This window comes from Streptomyces sp. NPDC053079, assembly GCF_044546695.1.
Lineage (GTDB): Bacteria > Actinomycetota > Actinomycetes > Streptomycetales > Streptomycetaceae > Streptomyces.
The window spans coordinates 158,742-174,425 of the sequence record NZ_JBITZJ010000007.1 but is presented as its reverse complement, the minus strand read 5'-3'; the positions used below and the strand labels follow the sequence as shown (position 1 = coordinate 174,425).

13 protein-coding genes are annotated in these 15,684 nt (G+C 74.0%); 9 read left to right on the top strand and 4 right to left on the bottom strand.

Annotated elements, in window-relative coordinates; genetic code table 11:
- Positions 1 to 247: 247 nt before the first annotated feature.
- Positions 248 to 1,714 carry a hypothetical protein gene (locus tag ACIGXW_RS26045; RefSeq protein WP_399575229.1) on the top strand — a complete coding sequence of 489 codons (1,467 nt, stop codon included), beginning with the start codon at positions 248 to 250 and terminating at the stop codon, positions 1,712 to 1,714.
- A 71-nt stretch (positions 1,715 to 1,785) separates the two neighbouring features.
- Here ACIGXW_RS26045 and ACIGXW_RS26040 read toward each other — a convergent pair whose 3' ends face one another.
- Positions 1,786 to 3,975: an alpha-N-acetylglucosaminidase gene (locus tag ACIGXW_RS26040; protein WP_399575228.1), complete on the bottom strand. Its 2,190-nt coding sequence runs from the start codon at positions 3,973 to 3,975 to the stop codon at positions 1,786 to 1,788.
- Positions 3,976 to 4,240: 265 nt separating this feature from the next.
- Here ACIGXW_RS26040 and ACIGXW_RS26035 point away from each other — a divergent pair, with 265 nt between their 5' ends.
- From ACIGXW_RS26035 to ACIGXW_RS26025, 3 genes are all read left to right on the top strand, one after another.
- Positions 4,241 to 4,696 carry a hypothetical protein gene (locus ACIGXW_RS26035; RefSeq protein WP_399575227.1) on the top strand — a complete coding sequence of 152 codons (456 nt, stop codon included), beginning with the start codon at positions 4,241 to 4,243 and terminating at the stop codon, positions 4,694 to 4,696.
- A gap of 78 nt (positions 4,697 to 4,774) precedes the next feature.
- On the top strand, positions 4,775 to 6,004 hold the full coding sequence (locus ACIGXW_RS26030; protein ID WP_399575226.1) for an ATP-binding protein: 1,230 nt from the start codon (positions 4,775 to 4,777) through the stop codon (positions 6,002 to 6,004).
- 37 nt (positions 6,005 to 6,041) lie between these two features.
- Positions 6,042 to 6,542: a DUF1269 domain-containing protein gene (locus ACIGXW_RS26025; protein ID WP_399575225.1), complete on the top strand. Its 501-nt coding sequence runs from the start codon at positions 6,042 to 6,044 to the stop codon at positions 6,540 to 6,542.
- A 7-nt stretch (positions 6,543 to 6,549) separates the two neighbouring features.
- Here ACIGXW_RS26025 and ACIGXW_RS26020 read toward each other — a convergent pair whose 3' ends face one another.
- The gene (locus ACIGXW_RS26020; protein WP_399575224.1) at positions 6,550 to 7,035 is read right to left on the bottom strand and encodes a GNAT family N-acetyltransferase; all 486 of its coding nucleotides are present in this window, start codon (positions 7,033 to 7,035) and stop codon (positions 6,550 to 6,552) included.
- 68 nt (positions 7,036 to 7,103) lie between these two features.
- On the opposite strand from ACIGXW_RS26020, the gene ACIGXW_RS26015 reads away from it, so the two are divergent.
- Both ACIGXW_RS26015 and ACIGXW_RS26010 read left to right on the top strand, forming a co-directional pair.
- On the top strand, positions 7,104 to 7,898 hold the full coding sequence (locus ACIGXW_RS26015) for an exodeoxyribonuclease III (protein WP_399575223.1): 795 nt from the start codon (positions 7,104 to 7,106) through the stop codon (positions 7,896 to 7,898).
- A 156-nt stretch (positions 7,899 to 8,054) separates the two neighbouring features.
- The gene (locus ACIGXW_RS26010) at positions 8,055 to 8,696 is read left to right on the top strand and encodes a hypothetical protein (protein WP_399575222.1); all 642 of its coding nucleotides are present in this window, start codon (positions 8,055 to 8,057) and stop codon (positions 8,694 to 8,696) included.
- A 19-nt stretch (positions 8,697 to 8,715) separates the two neighbouring features.
- Here ACIGXW_RS26010 and ACIGXW_RS26005 read toward each other — a convergent pair whose 3' ends face one another.
- Positions 8,716 to 9,408 (bottom strand): MerR family transcriptional regulator, encoded by a 693-nt coding sequence (locus ACIGXW_RS26005; RefSeq protein ID WP_399575426.1) that lies wholly within the window; start codon positions 9,406 to 9,408, stop codon positions 8,716 to 8,718.
- A 190-nt stretch (positions 9,409 to 9,598) separates the two neighbouring features.
- Here ACIGXW_RS26005 and ACIGXW_RS26000 point away from each other — a divergent pair, with 190 nt between their 5' ends.
- The 3 genes from ACIGXW_RS26000 to ACIGXW_RS25990 all read left to right on the top strand — a co-directional run bounded on the left by ACIGXW_RS26000 (position 9,599) and on the right by ACIGXW_RS25990 (position 12,257).
- Positions 9,599 to 11,119: a flavin-containing monooxygenase gene (locus tag ACIGXW_RS26000; RefSeq protein WP_399575221.1), complete on the top strand. Its 1,521-nt coding sequence runs from the start codon at positions 9,599 to 9,601 to the stop codon at positions 11,117 to 11,119.
- Positions 11,116 to 12,000, top strand: a complete 885-nt coding sequence (locus ACIGXW_RS25995; RefSeq protein ID WP_399575220.1) for an SDR family oxidoreductase — start codon at positions 11,116 to 11,118, stop codon at positions 11,998 to 12,000. The genes ACIGXW_RS26000 and ACIGXW_RS25995 overlap by 4 nt, the downstream gene beginning before the upstream one ends.
- A gap of 77 nt (positions 12,001 to 12,077) precedes the next feature.
- Positions 12,078 to 12,257: a hypothetical protein gene (locus ACIGXW_RS25990; RefSeq protein WP_399575219.1), complete on the top strand. Its 180-nt coding sequence runs from the start codon at positions 12,078 to 12,080 to the stop codon at positions 12,255 to 12,257.
- Positions 12,258 to 12,357: 100 nt separating this feature from the next.
- Here ACIGXW_RS25990 and ACIGXW_RS25985 read toward each other — a convergent pair whose 3' ends face one another.
- Positions 12,358 to 15,678, bottom strand: coding sequence for a S41 family peptidase (locus ACIGXW_RS25985; protein WP_399575218.1), 3,321 nt, complete (start codon positions 15,676 to 15,678; stop codon positions 12,358 to 12,360).
- Positions 15,679 to 15,684 lie beyond the last annotated feature (6 nt).

The following is a 15,684-nucleotide window of genomic DNA, read 5'->3' as shown; positions in this document are numbered from 1 at the left end:
CATCCGTGCCGGCGGGGCGGTCGGCCGTCTTGGTGCGGACCAGTGATCATTTTGTGATCCAGATCATGATTCCCGAGCCGGTGAAACGGTTCTGCGCATATGTGGGGCCATGACACGATCATGCCGATCGCCTACCTCCGGTAATCCCGCGAGGGGCGATCAACGCTCTTCCCGTTGCCGTGTGATGCGTCCCCAGGGTGTCAACTCCCCCTGGGGCGCCCCCACCTCACGCTCCCGAGGATCAACTTTGCGCAATGCCACCAGGTATGCCGTTCTCCCTGCTCTAACTGCCGCGTCCCTGCTCGCCGTCACCGGCTGCTCGGGCGCGAGCCCGTCGGCCGCCGGCAAGGGTGAGGACGCCGCGCCCGTCGCCGCCACCGCCCCCAACGGGGCCTCGCCCCAGCTCGCCGTGGCGGCCGCCCCGGCCGGAGGGGCGGCCCCGAGCGCCGTGGCCTCCCCTGCCAAGGGCACGGGCCCCAAGGCGGCCAAGTCGTCCCTGAAGGTCGCCTCGTTCGACCAGCGCAGCGGACGGGCCGTCATATCCACTGCCACGCCCGCCAAGAAGCCGAAGGGGGTCGCTCCCCGGCCGTCCGGATCGCCGTCGGCCCCCGCCGACCGGCAGACGAACGTGGCCGTCGGCGACGTCATCGCCAGCGCGCCCGCGCCCGGCGCTCCCCATGGCGTCCTGGCCAAGGTCACCCAGGTGCTCGGCAAGTCCGAGCAGGGCACCGAGGTCAACACCGCCCCGGCCACCCTCGACGCACTGCTCGGGGACTCCGAGGCCAAGGGCAAGGTGGCCGTCGACCCGTCCGCGATCACGGTGGACCCGCTCGTCCAGGGCGTGAAGGTCTCCTGGGCCAAGCCCGGGGGTGTCCAGGTGGGCCCGCAGGGCGCCAAGGTGCCGCTGGGCAACCTGCGGCTCGACGTCGGGGCCTCCATTCCCACCCCCAAGGGCTCCCCGGTCCAGGCCGAGGCCTCCGCCCGGGGCTTCGTCCAGCTGGCGCCCGAGGTCGACTTCTCCTACGACGGCAAGGGCTTCGGCTCGGGCCGCGGCCCCGGCACGGCGGCGCTGGCGCTGTCCGGCCAGCTGACCTCCGCGTGGGAGCTGAAGGGCCAGGCGGAGGCCACCACGGCGGACAAGCCGTACCGGCTGCCGTTTGCCAAGCTGCACGCCGACCCGGTCATCCAGGTCGGCCCGGTGCCGGTCGTCGTCAACCTCGACCTCACCTGCTACCTGCAGGTCGACGCCGAGGGCAAGCTCAGCGTCGACGTCAAGCAGGACATGAAGGGCGACTTCAAGGTCGGCGGCGCCTACACCTGGGGCAAGGGCTGGAGCTCCGTCAGCAAGGCCGAGATGAACGCCAGCCCGGTGCGCGCCACTGCGACCGCCTCGGGCAAGGTCAAGGCCGCGCTGGGCGCGGAGGCGTCCGTGGGTCTGTACGGTGCGGTCGGTGTGAGCGCCAACCTCTCGCCGTACCTGCGGGCCGAGGGCGAGGGCACGGCCACGGCCGCGACCGACGGCTCGGCGTCCGCTTCCGGGAAATGGGCGGCGTACGGCGGCGTGGATCTGACGGGTGCGCTGCAGGCGCAGCTGAAGATCTTCGGTACGCCGCTGTTCGAGCGGCGCATCCCGCTCGACATCTTCCACAAGGAGTGGAAGCTCGGCGGCGGTGAGGGCAGCGTCTCGAAGCCGGCCTCGGCCAAGAAGCGGTAGACCAGGCCGCTGAACTTCCGGCGCCGGACGGGCTGCGCATGCATCGCAGCCCGTCCGGCGCCGGTGTTTTTTCACAGCAGTGACGCCACCGTTCTCGCCACGCGGACGATGTCGCCCGTCGGGCGGGTGCGGGCGGCCGGGGGCTGGCGGGTCCAGCGGTCCTCCAGGGTGTACCAGTCGACCGGCCGGGGCTTCCGGCCCTCTTCCAGGGCCGCGTCGAGTTCGGCGAAGTAGGTCTTCCAGCGCAGCCGGTAGAGGCCGCCGACCAGGCCGGACCACTCGCGGTTGGCGTAGTCGTGGAGCTTGCCGGCGTCGGCCGAGGCGCGGGGGCCCCAGACCGTCAGCAGGGACAGGGCGTCGTCCTGCAGCCGGTCGCGTTCGGTGTCCGAGGAGCCCCAGGCGCGGGCGGTGGCGATCCAGCGGCCCAGCAGGTGGCGTTCGTCCGTGGCGACGATCTGCTCGAGCAGGTCGGTCCACTCCAGCCACTGCCGCGTGAGCTCGCCGAAGCGGGTGCGGTCCCCGGCGTCGTAGGCCCTCTTGATGCGGGGCAGCAGCAGCCGGCTGCGGTTGGCCACGCACTGGCGGGTGACGTCGAGGAGGTCGTAGCGGTAGGCGGAGCTGCCGCGCAGCGCCGGGGCGACGGACAGCAGCGCGGACAGGGCCTTGTCGAACTCGGCGGCGTCGTAGCGCAGTCCGCGGGGCGACCAGGCGGCGCCCCGGTTCACGGCGAGGTCCGGGCGGGCGCCGAAGAGGCCGTCGGCCTGCTCGCTCCAGCCGTCGGCGCGGGTGGTGCCGTAGGCGGTGCGGCGCAGGACGTCCCAGGCGCGGGCGGCGCCCGCGTCGGGTGCGCCGTAGCGGCTGACGGGCCACCGTTCGAACCAGGCCTTGAGGTCCACGGGCCCGTCCGTCCAGGCCAGGTCGGAGAAGAGGGCCAGGGCGGCGGGGTTGTTGTCGGCGGCCTCGGGCATGGCGGCGATGCCCCGCAGGGCGCTGTGGGGCTTCGTCCGCCAGCGGTGGTAGAGCTCGGCCCAGTCGGGGGCGTTGGCGCCCAGCGCGGTGTGGCCGCCGAAGTTCCAGATGGTGCCGAAGGTGTAGGGCGTGCCGCCCCAGTCGGCCTCGCGGTCGGTGACGGCCGCCTTGCGGTCGGACAGGCCGTCGAGGATGAGCATCTTGGAGCGGTCGACGGCGTCGACGATCTCCCGCCGGGGGTTCTGCTGCCAGCCGAGAATGGCCCAGATCGCGCCCGGGTGCGCCGCGCGCAGCGCCTTCTCCACGGCCCGGGCGGCGTCGCCGACCGGTACGTCGCCGGGGCTGCCGCCCTCGTGCAGCAGGTCCATCTTGTACAGGGACGTGGCGCCGTACAGCTCCTGCTGCGTGCGGTAGAAGGTGCGGGCGACGGCGGCGAAGTGGGGGGTGCGGGGGTCGAGCCAGTCGGGGCGTGGGAAGCCGCCCCAGTCGCCCTGCGGGACGATACGGGCGCCCTTGTTGCGCTCGGCGAAGCCGGGCGGCACGGTGCCGTAGTAGCCGGGCAGGACGGGCGTCATGCCGAGCTCGCGCAGCCGCCGCACGATCTTCTTCGCGAGGTCGGTGCGGCGCTCGAGGAGCTCGCGGGAGACGGGCCCGCCGAAGGAGGCCATGTTCTGCATCAGCCACCACGGCTGGTGGGCGGGGCCGGGAATCCACCGGCGGACCTCGGCGTCGGTGTAGCCGTGCTGGAGGAAGGTGCGGTGGTAGACGGCGTCGGCGCCCGCGTAGACCAGCACTTCGTTGAAGCCGTGCAGGGCCAGGACGTCGATCTCGCGTTCCCAGTAGTCCCAGTCGTGGTACGGGCCGGTGTAGCCGTCGTTGGTGTCGTTGAGGGCGAAGCGGTGGACGGCGTTGGACGTGCCGCCGATCGGTGCGCCGACCGCGGGGAGGCGGCCGGGCAGGGCGGTCTGCTCGCCGTTCCAGGAGATGTGGGCGCGGGCGACCTGCCGCAGGTAGCGGTGGAAGCCGGCGAGCTGGACGGCCGCGGTGGTGCCCTCGACGGTGATGCGGCCGCTCGCCCCGGACACCCGGAAGACGTCGTGGCCGCCCCGCCGCGGGATCGTGCGGAAGGCGACCTGGGTGTGGTGACGGGGCAGCAGCCGGGCCAGGGCCGCGGCGGCTCCGCCGCCGGCCGCCGGGGCGGATCCCGCCGCTCCGGCGGGGGGCACGCCCACCGCGCCGAGCGCGGCGGACCCGGCGAGGGCGCCGAGGAGCGTACGACGGGCGACGTGCATGAGTGACCTCCGGGGCCGTGGCGCTGGGGCGACGGGCTGGACTGGACCACTTGAGCGCGGAGATCCTATGAGCCCGCGAAGGGAATCGGTCAAGGGCACGGGCGGCTTACCAGCCACGCCGGTTACATTTGGCACGAATGGCCGCACCGACCGATCCCGACCTGCTACGTCCGCCCGAGCACGCCCGTACCGCCCGCTCCACCCGTCTGTCCGGCTCCACTCGTCCCGCCCCTACCGTCCGCCCGTCCCCGGCCTGAGGAATCCCGTGCGACCACTCCACGCCACGCTCGGCGCCGCGGCCCTCGCCGCCGGGCTGCTGTGCGGGCTGCTCTGCGGGTGCGCCGACCCCGGCGGGCTCAAGGTCGCCGGCCCCGCCCACACCCCCACGCCCACCGCCGGACCCGTCTACGTCGTCGAGGGCCCGGGCAGGCCCCCGATGCGCGGTCCGGCGTCCCTGGAGATCGGCGGCTCCGTCCGCCTGACCGACCTGCGCTGGCGCTCCTGGGGCGGGTCCACCGCCGAGGCGACGGGCGCGGTGGGCGGCGGCTGGTGCAAGCAGGCCTGCAAGGACACCCCGTACAAGGCCAGGGTCACGCTGAGCGGGGTGGTCCGGAAGGACCGTTCCGCCTACTACAGCAGGGCCACGGTCGTCGCCGAGGAGCTTCCGCCCGAACAGCAGCGCGACCTGCGCGACCTGTGGCTCTTCGTCCCCGGGCGATAGCCGCGCACCAACCCGACCGACAGCCGAGCGACCGCCGGGCCACAGCGCCGGGCGCCAGCCGCCGAGGAGTCTTTGCCGATGGGTCTGCGCACGAAGATCGGTGTGGCGATCACCGCCACCGCCGCGCTGGTCGCCGCCCTCGTCGGACTCGTCGTGCACCACCGCACGGCCGTCAACCAGTTGGAGACCGCCCGCGAGGGCCTCGACCAGCGGTTGGTGTCGGCCGCCGAGGACCACGCGGCCGGCGTTGACCGGCCCCGCGTGATCCTCAACCCGTACCGCATGCCCGAGCCCCTGCGCCGGGCGGCCGACAAGGGGCAGCGCGCCACCTACCTGGACCGGTCCGGGCCCGAGCCGATGCTGTGGGCGGCGATGCGCGTCGGCGACGACATCCTCGTCCTCAAGCACTCCTACCGCCGCCAGACCCGCAACCTCCAGGGCCTCGACGAGGACCTCTGGCTGGCCGGCGGGGTCGGCACCGCCCTGGCGGGGGTCGTCGGCGTGGGCCTGGCGACCGTCGCGGGCCGCCGCCTGACCGCCTCCGCCCGCACCGCCGAGCGCATCGCCGACGGCGACGTCACCGCCCGGCTGCGGCCCCGGGGCGGCAAGGACGAGATCGCCCGGCTGATCCACTCCGTCAACACCATGGCCGACGCCCTCGCCGCCCGCCTCCAGGCCGAGCGCGAGGTCACCGCGAACATCTCCCACGAACTGCGCACCCCCGTCGCGGGCCTGGTCGCCGCCGCCGAGCTGCTGCCCCCGGGCCGCCCCGCCGAGCTGGTGCGGGAGCGGGCGCAGCGGGTGCGGTCCCTGATGGAGGACGTCCTGGAGGTGGCCCGCCTGGACTCGGACGCCGAGCGGGCCGAGACGGACGTACGGGCGCTGGGCGAGCTGACGCGACGGGCGGTGCGGGCGGCGGCCGGCCACGGCGAGGGGAGCGCGGAGGTGCGGATCGTGCGCGACTGCCTGGTCGAGACCGACGCCCGGCGGGTCGAGCGCATACTCGCCAACCTCGTCACCAACGCCTTCCGGCACGGCAGCGCGCCCGTCGTGGCCGAGGTCGACGGCGGTCTCGTACGCGTCCGCGACCACGGCCCGGGCTTTCCGGCACAGCTGCTGGCGGGCGGCCCGCAGCGCTTCCGTACGGGCTCGGGCGCGGGCCTCGGCCTGGGGCTGACGATCGCGGCGGGGCAGGCGCGGGTGCTGGGCGGGCGGCTGGCCTTCGCCAACCCGGCGGGCGGGGGAGCGCAGGCGACGCTGGACCTGACGGGCGCGGTCCGGTCGGCTCCGCCGGAGGGCGGCGACTGACGTGCGGCGGCGGGGAACAGGCCCAAGAGTGGAAGCTGTGAACGACAACGTCCTGTTCCTCAATGCCGACAGCCCGCGGAAGGGCCACCGGGCGCTGGACGCCCTGCGCCAGGCGCACGCCGCCGGCGACATCACCCTGCGCGAGGGCGCGGTGATCGCGCGGGACGCGGAGGGCGCCCTGGACTTCCCCGACGCCGCCGACAACACGGGCGCGGCCCCGGCCTTCGCCATGGGCGGCCTGCTCGGCGGGCTGCTGGGCATCCTCGGCGGGCCGCTCGGGGTCATGATCGGCTTCGGGGCCGGCGGGCTGATCGGCGGCGTCCACGACGCCAAGGCGGCCACCGCCTCGAACGCGGCCCTGGAGATGCTGGCGGCCGAGGTGCCGCCGGGCAGCACCGTCCTGATGGCGGAGGTCCGCGAGGAGGGCCCGGAGATGGTCGACGGCGTCCTCGCGCAGTTCGGCGAGGTGCGGCGCTATCCGGCGGAACAGGTGCGGGCGGAGGTGGAGGCGGCGATCGCCGCCGGCCACCACAAGTAGTCCCCGCTCAGCCGCGCAGCGGTTTGCTGAAGCAGCGGCTGCTGTCGTAGCCGCGGTAGTGGCCGAACTTGGGCACGGCGGGCTCGTATCCGCTGGAGAGGTACAGGGCGATGGCCTCGGGCTGCCGGTTGCCCGTCTCCAGCACCATCCGTATCCGGCCCGCCTCCCGCGCGCTGTCCTCCAGCGCCGCCAGGATCCGCCGCGCCAGCCCCAGACCGCGCGCCCGGGGCACCACGTACATCCGCTTCAGCTCCGCGTCCCCATCCGCGTAGCCGCCCTCCCGGCCGGAGTCCATCGACCGCCAGCCACCGGTGGCGACGGGCGCGCCGCAGGCGTCGTACGCGATGAGATACAGGCCACGCGGCGGGGCGAACTGCGCCGGGTCCATGGGGGTGAGATCGCCGTCGCCGTACCGCTCGGCGTACTCCGATTGCACCTGGTCATTGAGCTTCACGGCGTCGGGATGGTCGTAGGCGACCGGCATGATCTCCATGCCACGGATCGTACGGGTGTCCGGTCGGCGCCCGGCAGGGGCGGGTGGAAGTCGGTTATCGTGCCCGGATGCTGACCGTAACGACCGCAAATGTGAACGGGCTGCGCGCCGCCGCCAAGAAGGGCTTCGTCGAGTGGCTCGCGCAGACCGAGGCCGACGTCGTCTGCCTGCAGGAGGTGCGCGCCGAGCCCCACCAGCTGCCCGACGAGGTGCGCGAGCCGGAGGGCTGGCACGTGGTGCACGCCCCGGCGGCGGCGAAGGGCCGCGCGGGCGTCTCGCTGTACTCCCGGCGCGAGCCGGACGCGGTGCGGATCGGTTTCGGCTCGGCTGAGTTCGACGGCAGCGGCCGGTACGCCGAGATCGATCTGCCGGGCGTCACGGTCGCCAGCCTCTACCTGCCCTCGGGCGAGGTGGGCACGGAGCGCCAGGACGAGAAGGAACGCTTCATGGCGGAGTTCCTCCCCTACCTCGTGGGCCTGAAGGCCCGCGCGGCGGCGGACGGCCGCGAGGTCGTGGTCTGCGGCGACTGGAACATCGCCCACACCGAGGCGGACCTGAAGAACTGGAAGGCCAACCGCAAGAGCGCCGGCTTCCTGCCCGAGGAGCGGGCCTGGCTGACCAAGGTCTTCGAGGAGTACGTGGACGTGGTCCGCGCCCTGCACCCGGGCGTCGAGGGCCCCTACTCCTGGTGGTCCTACCGGGGCCGCGCCTTCGACAACGACTCGGGCTGGCGCATCGACTACCTCGTCGCCACGCAGGGCCTGGCGCAGCGGGCGCTGAAGGCGCGCGTGGAGCGGGCGGCGACGCACGCGGAGCGCTGGAGCGACCATGCGCCGGTGACGGTGGTCTTCGGCGCCGCCTGAGATCATCCCCCCGGCCGACCCCGCCTCGCCTTGCGGCGGAGGCGGGCGGCGCGGTTTCCGTCCGAGGGCGGACGGCACTGCAGGGGCGTTCGAGAACGATGGGGATCACGGCGGTCACCGTTCGGGGCCGTCTCCTTCCAGACCTCGGAGTTCCCCATGGCAACCCTGTCCCCGCGCAAGGCCGCTGCCGTGCTCGCGGCGCTCACCGCGACCGTGACCCTGGGCGGCGCCACCACCGCCTCGGCCGGCACCGACCACGCGCGGCCGCAGCCGAAGCTCGCGAGTGTGAAGGGGGCGGCGTCCTTCATGCTGCCGTTCTCGCCGGACGACGACGTCCGTTCGTTCAGCTTCGACGCGCAGGCCGCCCCCTACAGCAAGCCCCTGCCCGGCATCCCCACCGGGCTGCCCACCGACGCCCGCGGCACGGTGAAGGTGTCCCACTACTTCGCCGGCGAGGGCGTCACCCACACCGCGGAGGGGACGGTGGACTGCCTGGTCACCGGGCCGCGCACCGCGACGCTGACGGCCGTCATCACCAAGGTCAGCCCCGGCGGTCCGGACTGGAAGGGCAAGCGGCTGGGCTTCAGCGTTCTCGACGCCGGCAAGGACAACGGCAAGGGCGGCTCGAAGGACCGGGTGGGCTTCTCCTGGGCGGTGAACAATCTCGTGCCGCAGGGCGACAAGGAGCCCACGATGGCCGAGGTCGGCACGTGCATGGCCCCGGCGCCGTATGCCCCCGTCACCAAGGGCGGGTACACCGTCGAGCACGCCGAGCTGCCGCTGATCCCCAAGAAGTGATCCCGGTGGCGATGCCGCGTCAGTGGCCCGACAGCCACGCCTGGAGCTCGGCGCGGAGGCGGCGGTCCATCGCCAGGGAGAGCTCCGCGTCGACGACGGTCTTCGCGATGGGGCGCAGCCGGTCCAGCGCCTCGGTCACCCCGGCCGTCCCGTCCGTCGCCGCGCCCGCCAGGACATGGGTGCGGATCAGGGCGGTGAAGGCCTCCGCCAGGGCGTCGGCGTGGGCGCGCACCTCGCGGGCGGTGGCGAGGACGGCGGCGAGGGGGACGCCGTCGCGCACCAGGGTCGTGGAGGCGTCCAGGAGGCGGCCGCTGACGTGGACGATCTCGTCGCCGTCCGCCGCGAGGTAGCCGATGTCGAGCGCGGCGGTGAGGTTCTCCGGCGTGACCTGGCCCTCGAAGCGGTCGGCGAGCTCCTCGGGGGTCAGCCGGACCGCCGTCTCCCGCGACCAGGGGGTGGTGATGGCGGCGCCCGCCAGCCCCAGCAGCTCACCCACGTCGCGCCCGCACTCGAAGGCGGCCAGCAGCTCGGCGATGCCGCCGAGGGTGTGGCCCCGCTCCAGCAGGGCCCCGATCGTGCGCAGCCGGGCGAGGTGGTGCTCGCCGTACCAGGCGATGCGGCCCTCGCGGCGCGGTGGCGGGATGAGCTTGCGTTCGCGGTAGAAACGGAGCGTGCGGACGGTGATGCCGGCCTCCTCGGCCAGTTCCGCCATCCGGAATTCGCGCTCCCCGCCGCTTCCGCCCGGGGTCCCCTCGTCGTTCGCCACGCGGGAAGCCTACGGGGGAACGGACGGGTAACTTCCTTGCCCCGCGCCTCTATCGCCCCGGCCGCCGCCTGCCGTACGCTCCAACCGTGCCAGCGATCACTGGCGCGGTCGAACAGGCAGGCTCCCGGGAGGCGGCATGGTCGAGCACGTACGGCGACGGCATGTACGGGTCGCGGTGATCGGATCGGGGTTCGGCGGCCTGGGGGCCGCCATCCGGCTGCGCCGCGAGGGCATCACCGACTTCGTCGTCCTGGAGCGCGCCGACGCCGTCGGCGGCACCTGGCGCGACAACACCTACCCCGGCTGCGCCTGCGACGTCCCCTCCCACCTCTACTCCTTCTCCTTCGCCCCCAACCCCGCATGGCCGCGCAACTTCTCCGGCCAGCCGCACATCCGCGCCTACCTGGAGCACGTCACCGACACCTTCGGCCTCAGGCCGCACCTGCGCCTGAACTCCGAGGTGCGCAGCATGCGATGGGACGGCGAGGAACTGCGCTGGGAGGTCGTCACCACCGACGCCGCCTACACCGCCGACGTCGTCGTCTCCGCCACCGGGCCGCTCTCCGACCCGAAGGTCCCCGACATCCCGGGGCTGGCCGCATTCCCCGGCAAGGTCTTCCACTCGGCCCGCTGGGACCACGGCTACGACCTGCGCGGCAAGCGCGTCGCCGTCGTCGGCACCGGGGCCTCCACCGCCCAGTTCCTGCCCGCCGTCCAGCCCGACGCCGCCCGCCTGACCCTCTTCCAGCGCACCCCGCCCTGGGTGCTGCCGCGCGCCGACCGCCCGATCAGCGCCGCCGAGCAGTGGCTGCACAGCCGGCTGCCGGCCACCCGGGCAATGCGCCGGGGACTGCTGTGGGGCGTACGGGAGCTGCAGGTCGGCCTCTTCACCAAGTGGCCCGACCGGCTCGGGCTCGTGGAGCGCGTCGCCACGGCCCATCTGGACAAGGCCGTCAAGGACCCGGCGCTGCGCGCCAAGCTGCTGCCGGACTACCGCATCGGCTGCAAGCGCATCCTGCTGTCCAACGACTACTACCCCGCGCTCACCCGGCCCAACGTGGACGTCGTGGCCTCCGGCCTCGCCGAGGTGCGCGGCTCCACGCTCGTCGCCGCGGACGGCACCGAGGCCGAGGCCGACGCGATCGTCTTCGGCACCGGGTTCCAGGTCACCGACATGCCGATCGCCGAACGGGTCACGGGCGCCCACGGCACCACGCTCGCCGAGGAGTGGAAGGACGGCATGGCGTCCCTGCGCGGCGCCAGCGCCGCCGGCTTCCCCAACTTCCTCACCGTCATCGGCCCCAACACCGGGCTGGGGAACAGCTCGATGATCCTGATGATCGAATCCCAGCTGAACTACCTCGCCGACTTCATGCGCCAGCTGAACACCCTCGGCGGCCGGGTCGCCCTCGACGCCCGCCCGTCCGCCGTGAACGCCTGGAACCGCAAGGTCCAGCAGCGCATGACCCGCACCGTCTGGAACAGCGGCTGCACCAGCTGGTACCTGGATGCCAATGGCCGCAACACCACCGTCTGGCCCGGCACCACGGCAGAGTTCCGCAAGGTGACCCGGCGCATCGACTTCGCCGAGTACCAGGTGCTGCGCCCGCCGGGCGGCACGTCCCGGCCGGCCGCCCGCGCCGAGGCCGTGCGATGAGGGCGCGCACGGGCCTGGCGGGCCAGGTCGCGGTCGTCACCGGGGCGGCGCGCGGGGTGGGGGAGTCGCTCGCCCGCAAACTCGCCGCACGCGGGGCGAGCGTGGCCCTGGTGGGGCTGGAGCCCGACGCGCTGCGCCGGGTCGCCGGCTCGCTGGGCCCCCGGGCCGCCCACTGGCACGCCGACGTCACCGACCAGGAGGCGATGACGCGGGTGGCGGAGGAGGTCCGGGCGCGCTTCGGCCGGGTGGACGTCGTCGTCGCCAACGCCGGTGTCGCCACCGGCGGCCCGCTGGCCGCCTCCGACCCGGACGCCTGGCGGCGCGTCGTCGAGGTCAACCTCATCGGCAGCGCCGTCACCGGCCGCGCCTTCCTGCCCGCCCTGACCGGGAGCCGGGGCTACCTCCTGCAGATCGCCTCCCTGGCCGCGCTCGCCCCGGCCCCGCTGATGACCGCGTACTGCGCCTCCAAGGCGGGCGTGGAGGCGTACGCGCACAGCCTGCGGGCCGAGGTCGCGCACAAGGGCGTACGGGTGGGGGTCGCGTATCTGAGCTGGACGGACACCGACATGGTGCGTGGCGCCGACGAGCACGAGGCGATGCGCGAGATGCGCCGCCGGCTGCCGGGGCCCGCCGGCCGCACCTACCCCCTCGGCCCGGCCGTCGACCGCCTGGTGGCGGGCATCGAACGGCGCTCGGCGCACGTCTACGGGCAGTGGTGGCTGCGCGGGATGCAGCCGGTGCGCGGCTGGCTGCCGGCTCTCGTCGCCGCGGGCGGGTCCCGCGAGATGCGACGGGCCGAGCCCCGCCTGGCAGGGGTGCGCCCGGGGCTGGTGGGGCCGGGAGGCGCGGCGGACACCAAGGCGAGCACGGAGCGTAACTGATCGAAATGCGCGGTATGTCCCGGCGTGTGAGGCTGGTCGCGGCCCACCCACCCGACCTCCCCGAGGAGTGACCACGCATGGGCATCAAGGACGAGATGCAGGGCAAGGCGCAGAAGGCCAAGCAGAAGGCGGAAGAGGCCAAGCAGAAGGCTCAGCAGAAGGGCCAGCAGGCGCAGGACCGGCTGAAGGAGCGCAGGGAGCAGGAGGGCCGCCAGCAGTCCTTCGACGACCTCCGCGACGAGCTGGACGACCGCTGACGACGCGGGCCGACCTGGCCCGCACGAGACCGCACGCGAGGGGCGCACCCGGATGCCGGGTGCGCCCCTCGCCCGTACGCCTTCCGTGCCGAAAACGCCCTCAGCGCGGCGGCAGTTCGGGCCGGCGCAGGTTGGGCACGTCGGAATAGTCCGGGGGCTCGGCGGCGCCCTTGCGCTCCAGCAGATCGAGCGCGACCCGTACCGCGTCGTCCAGCTGCCGGTGGCGGCCCTCGGCCCAGTCCAGCGGCGTGCGGTCGATCTCGATGTCGGGCTCCACGCCGTGGTTCTCCACGCCCCAGCCGTACGCGCCGAACCAGGCCGCGTTCATCGGCACCGTGATCGAGGTGCCGTCGACCAGGCGGTGCCGCCCGGTCATGCCGACGACGCCGCCCCAGGTGCGCAGGCCCACGACCGGCCCGATGTCCTGGAGCTTGAACGCGGCGGTGATCATGTCGCCGTCGGAGGAGGTCATCTCGTCGGCGATGGCCACGACCGGGCCGCGCGGGGCGTTGCTGGCGTACGACACGGGCTCGGCGTCGCGCGTGAGGTCCCAGCCGATGATGGTGCGGGTGAGCTTCTCGACGACGAGCTCGCTGATGTTGCCGCCCGCGTTGCCGCGGACGTCGACGATCAGGGCCGGGCGGGACATCTCCATCCGCAGGTCGCGGTTGAACTGCGCCCAGCCCGAGCCGCCCATGTCGGGGATGTGGAGGTAGCCGCACCGGCCGTCGCTCAGTTCGTGGACGACCGCGCGGCGCTTGGTCACCCAGTCCTGGTAGCGCAGCGGTCGTTCGTCGATCAGCGGCACGACGGCGACCCGCCGCGGATGCCCCTCGCCCCCGGGCGCGTCGAAGCTCAGCTCCACGGTCGTCCCGCCGGCCGCCGCCAGCAGCGGGTACGGGCCGGCGACCGGGTCCACCGGGCGCCCGTCGACGTGGGTGAGTACCCAGCCCTCGCGGATGCCCGAACCGGCCAGCGGCGAGCGGGCCTTGGAGTCGGAGGACTCGCCGGGCAGCACGCGCCGCACGGTCCAGGTGCCGTCCTTGTGGTGGGTGAGGTTGGCCCCGAGCAGGCCGATGGCGCGCTGGTAGTGCGGCGGGCCCTCGTTGCGGCGCGCGGGGGTGACGTACGCGTGCGAGGTGCCGAGCTCGCCGAGCACCTCGCGCAGCAGGTCGGCGAACTCGTCGGGGGAGGCGACCCGTTCGACCAGTGGACGGTACTGCTCCAGCACCGCGTCCCAGTCGACGCCGCACATGCCGGGCTCCCAGAAGTACGCGCGGATGATGCGGCCCGCCTCGGCGTAGGCCTGGCGCCACTCGGCGGCGGGGTCGACGTCGTGGAGGATGCGCCGCATGTCGACGTAGACGGTCGAGTCGGAGTCCGCCGGGTCCGTGGCCGGCACCACCCGCAGGTCGCCCTCGTCGTTGACGACGAGCCGGGTCCCGTCGCCGCTGACCGCGTACCAGTCCAGCGAGCCGGTCAGCTCGGTGCGCTTGGCCTTGGCCAGGTCGAAGTGCTCCAGGGTCGGCCGTCCCGAGGTGTCGGTCGGGTTGGCGAACGTCTCGCCGAGCGCGCCGGAGATCGGCCAGCGCAGCCACACCAGGCCCCCACCGCTGACCGGATGGAGGGCGGAGTACTTCGACGCGGCCACCGGGAACGGTGTCACCCGGCTCTCCAGCCCCTCCGCCTCCACCGTCACCGCCCCGCCCTCGGCGCTCTCCCCGCCGGTGTCGAGGTCCAGCCCGCCGCCCGCCGGACGGCCCTCCGTCGACAGGGCGAACGGCGAGGGCGTCACCGACGACAGCGGTACGAGATAGGGGCGGCAGCCCAGCGGGAAGGACAGGTCGCCGGTGTGCACGTCGTAGACCGGGTCGAAGCCGCGCCAGGAGAGGAAGGCCAGATAGCGGCCGTCGCGGGTGAAGACCGGCTGCTCGTCCTCGAAACGGCCGTTGGTGACGTCCACGATCAGCCGGTCGGACAGTCTGGCGATCTTGATCTGGCGCAGCGAGCGCCCGATGCCGGGGTGCGACCAGGTCAGCCAGGCCGAGTCGGGGGAGAAGGCCAGGTCGCGCACGGGCCCGTTGGTGGACCGGATCACCTCGCCGACCTCCCCGTCCCCCTCGGGCGAGGCGTCCACCAGTAGCAGCCGCCCGTCGTGCGCGGCGACCGCCAGCCGCTGGCCGTCCGGCGAGGCGAGCAGCTCGTGCACCCGCCCGATGCGGCCCGCCGCCAGCCGCCGCGGCTCGGAGGGGCCCGCGGCGCGCGGCAGCTGGGCGATCTCGACGGCGTCCTCGCCCTCGGCGTCCGTGACGTACGCGACCCGGCCGGTCGCCCCCAGCATCTCCGGCAGCCGGACCCGTACGCCCGGGGTGTCGGCGATGGCGCGGGCCGGCCCGTCGCGGTGCGTCAGCCAGTACAGGCTGCCGCGCACCTGCACCGCGCTGGCCCGGCCCGTGCCGTCCACGCTCAGCGATTCGACGTGCCGGGCGGCCTGTACCTGGTACGTGCGCCGGCCCGCCCGCGGCCCGCCCAGGCGCAGCTCCAGCCGGCGGGGGCGGCCCTGCGGGCCGAAGTCCTCGGCCAGCCACACCTCGCCCGCGCACTGGTAGACCACGCGCGAGCCGTCCGTGGCGGCGTGCCGGGCGTAGAAGTCCGCGTGATCGGTGTGGCGGCGCAGGTCGGAGCCGTCGGGGCGGCAGGAGTAGAGGTTGCCGACGCCCTCGTGGTCGGAGAGGAAGGCGATGCGGTCGCCGACGAACATCACCGAGTCCAGATGGCCGCCCAGCTCCGGCAGCAGCCGGGTGCCCTGCAGCCACAGCCGGCCCATGGCGCCGCCCCGGTAGCGCTTCCAGGAGGCGGGCTCGTGCGGCGGCTTCCCGGTGAGGATCAGCGTCCTGTGCTCGCCGTCGACGTCCGCGACGGCCAGGTCCGAGACCGGCCCCCACGGCAGCCGCCCGCCGGGACCGCCGTCGGTCGGCACCTTGTAGGCCCAGGAGAAGTACGAGAACGGCTGGCCGTGCGAGCTGACCGCCAGGATGTGGGAGAGCCCCTCCTCCGGCGGCGTCCAGCCGCAGACCCGGGTGTCGGTGCTGCCCCAGTAGGTGAGCCGCCGGGCCGGGCCGCCCTCGACCGGGGCCAGGTGGATCTCGGGGTCGAGGCTGCGCCAGCTGGTGAAGGCGATGTGCCGGCCGTCGGGCGAGAAGCGCGGATGCCCCACCCTGGTCCGGTCCACGGTCAGCCGCCAGGCCCGCCCGGCCCCGGCCCCGGCCGCGGTCAGGGGGGCGAGCCACAGGTCGTCCTCCGCGGCGAAGCAGAGCAGTTCGCCGTGCAGATGGGGAAAGCGGATGTAGGCATCGCTCACCCATTCATCGTTTCGGGCCGCAAGCCCCCCGGCAACTCGGTTCGTGACGCAGAACACCATCGAAAC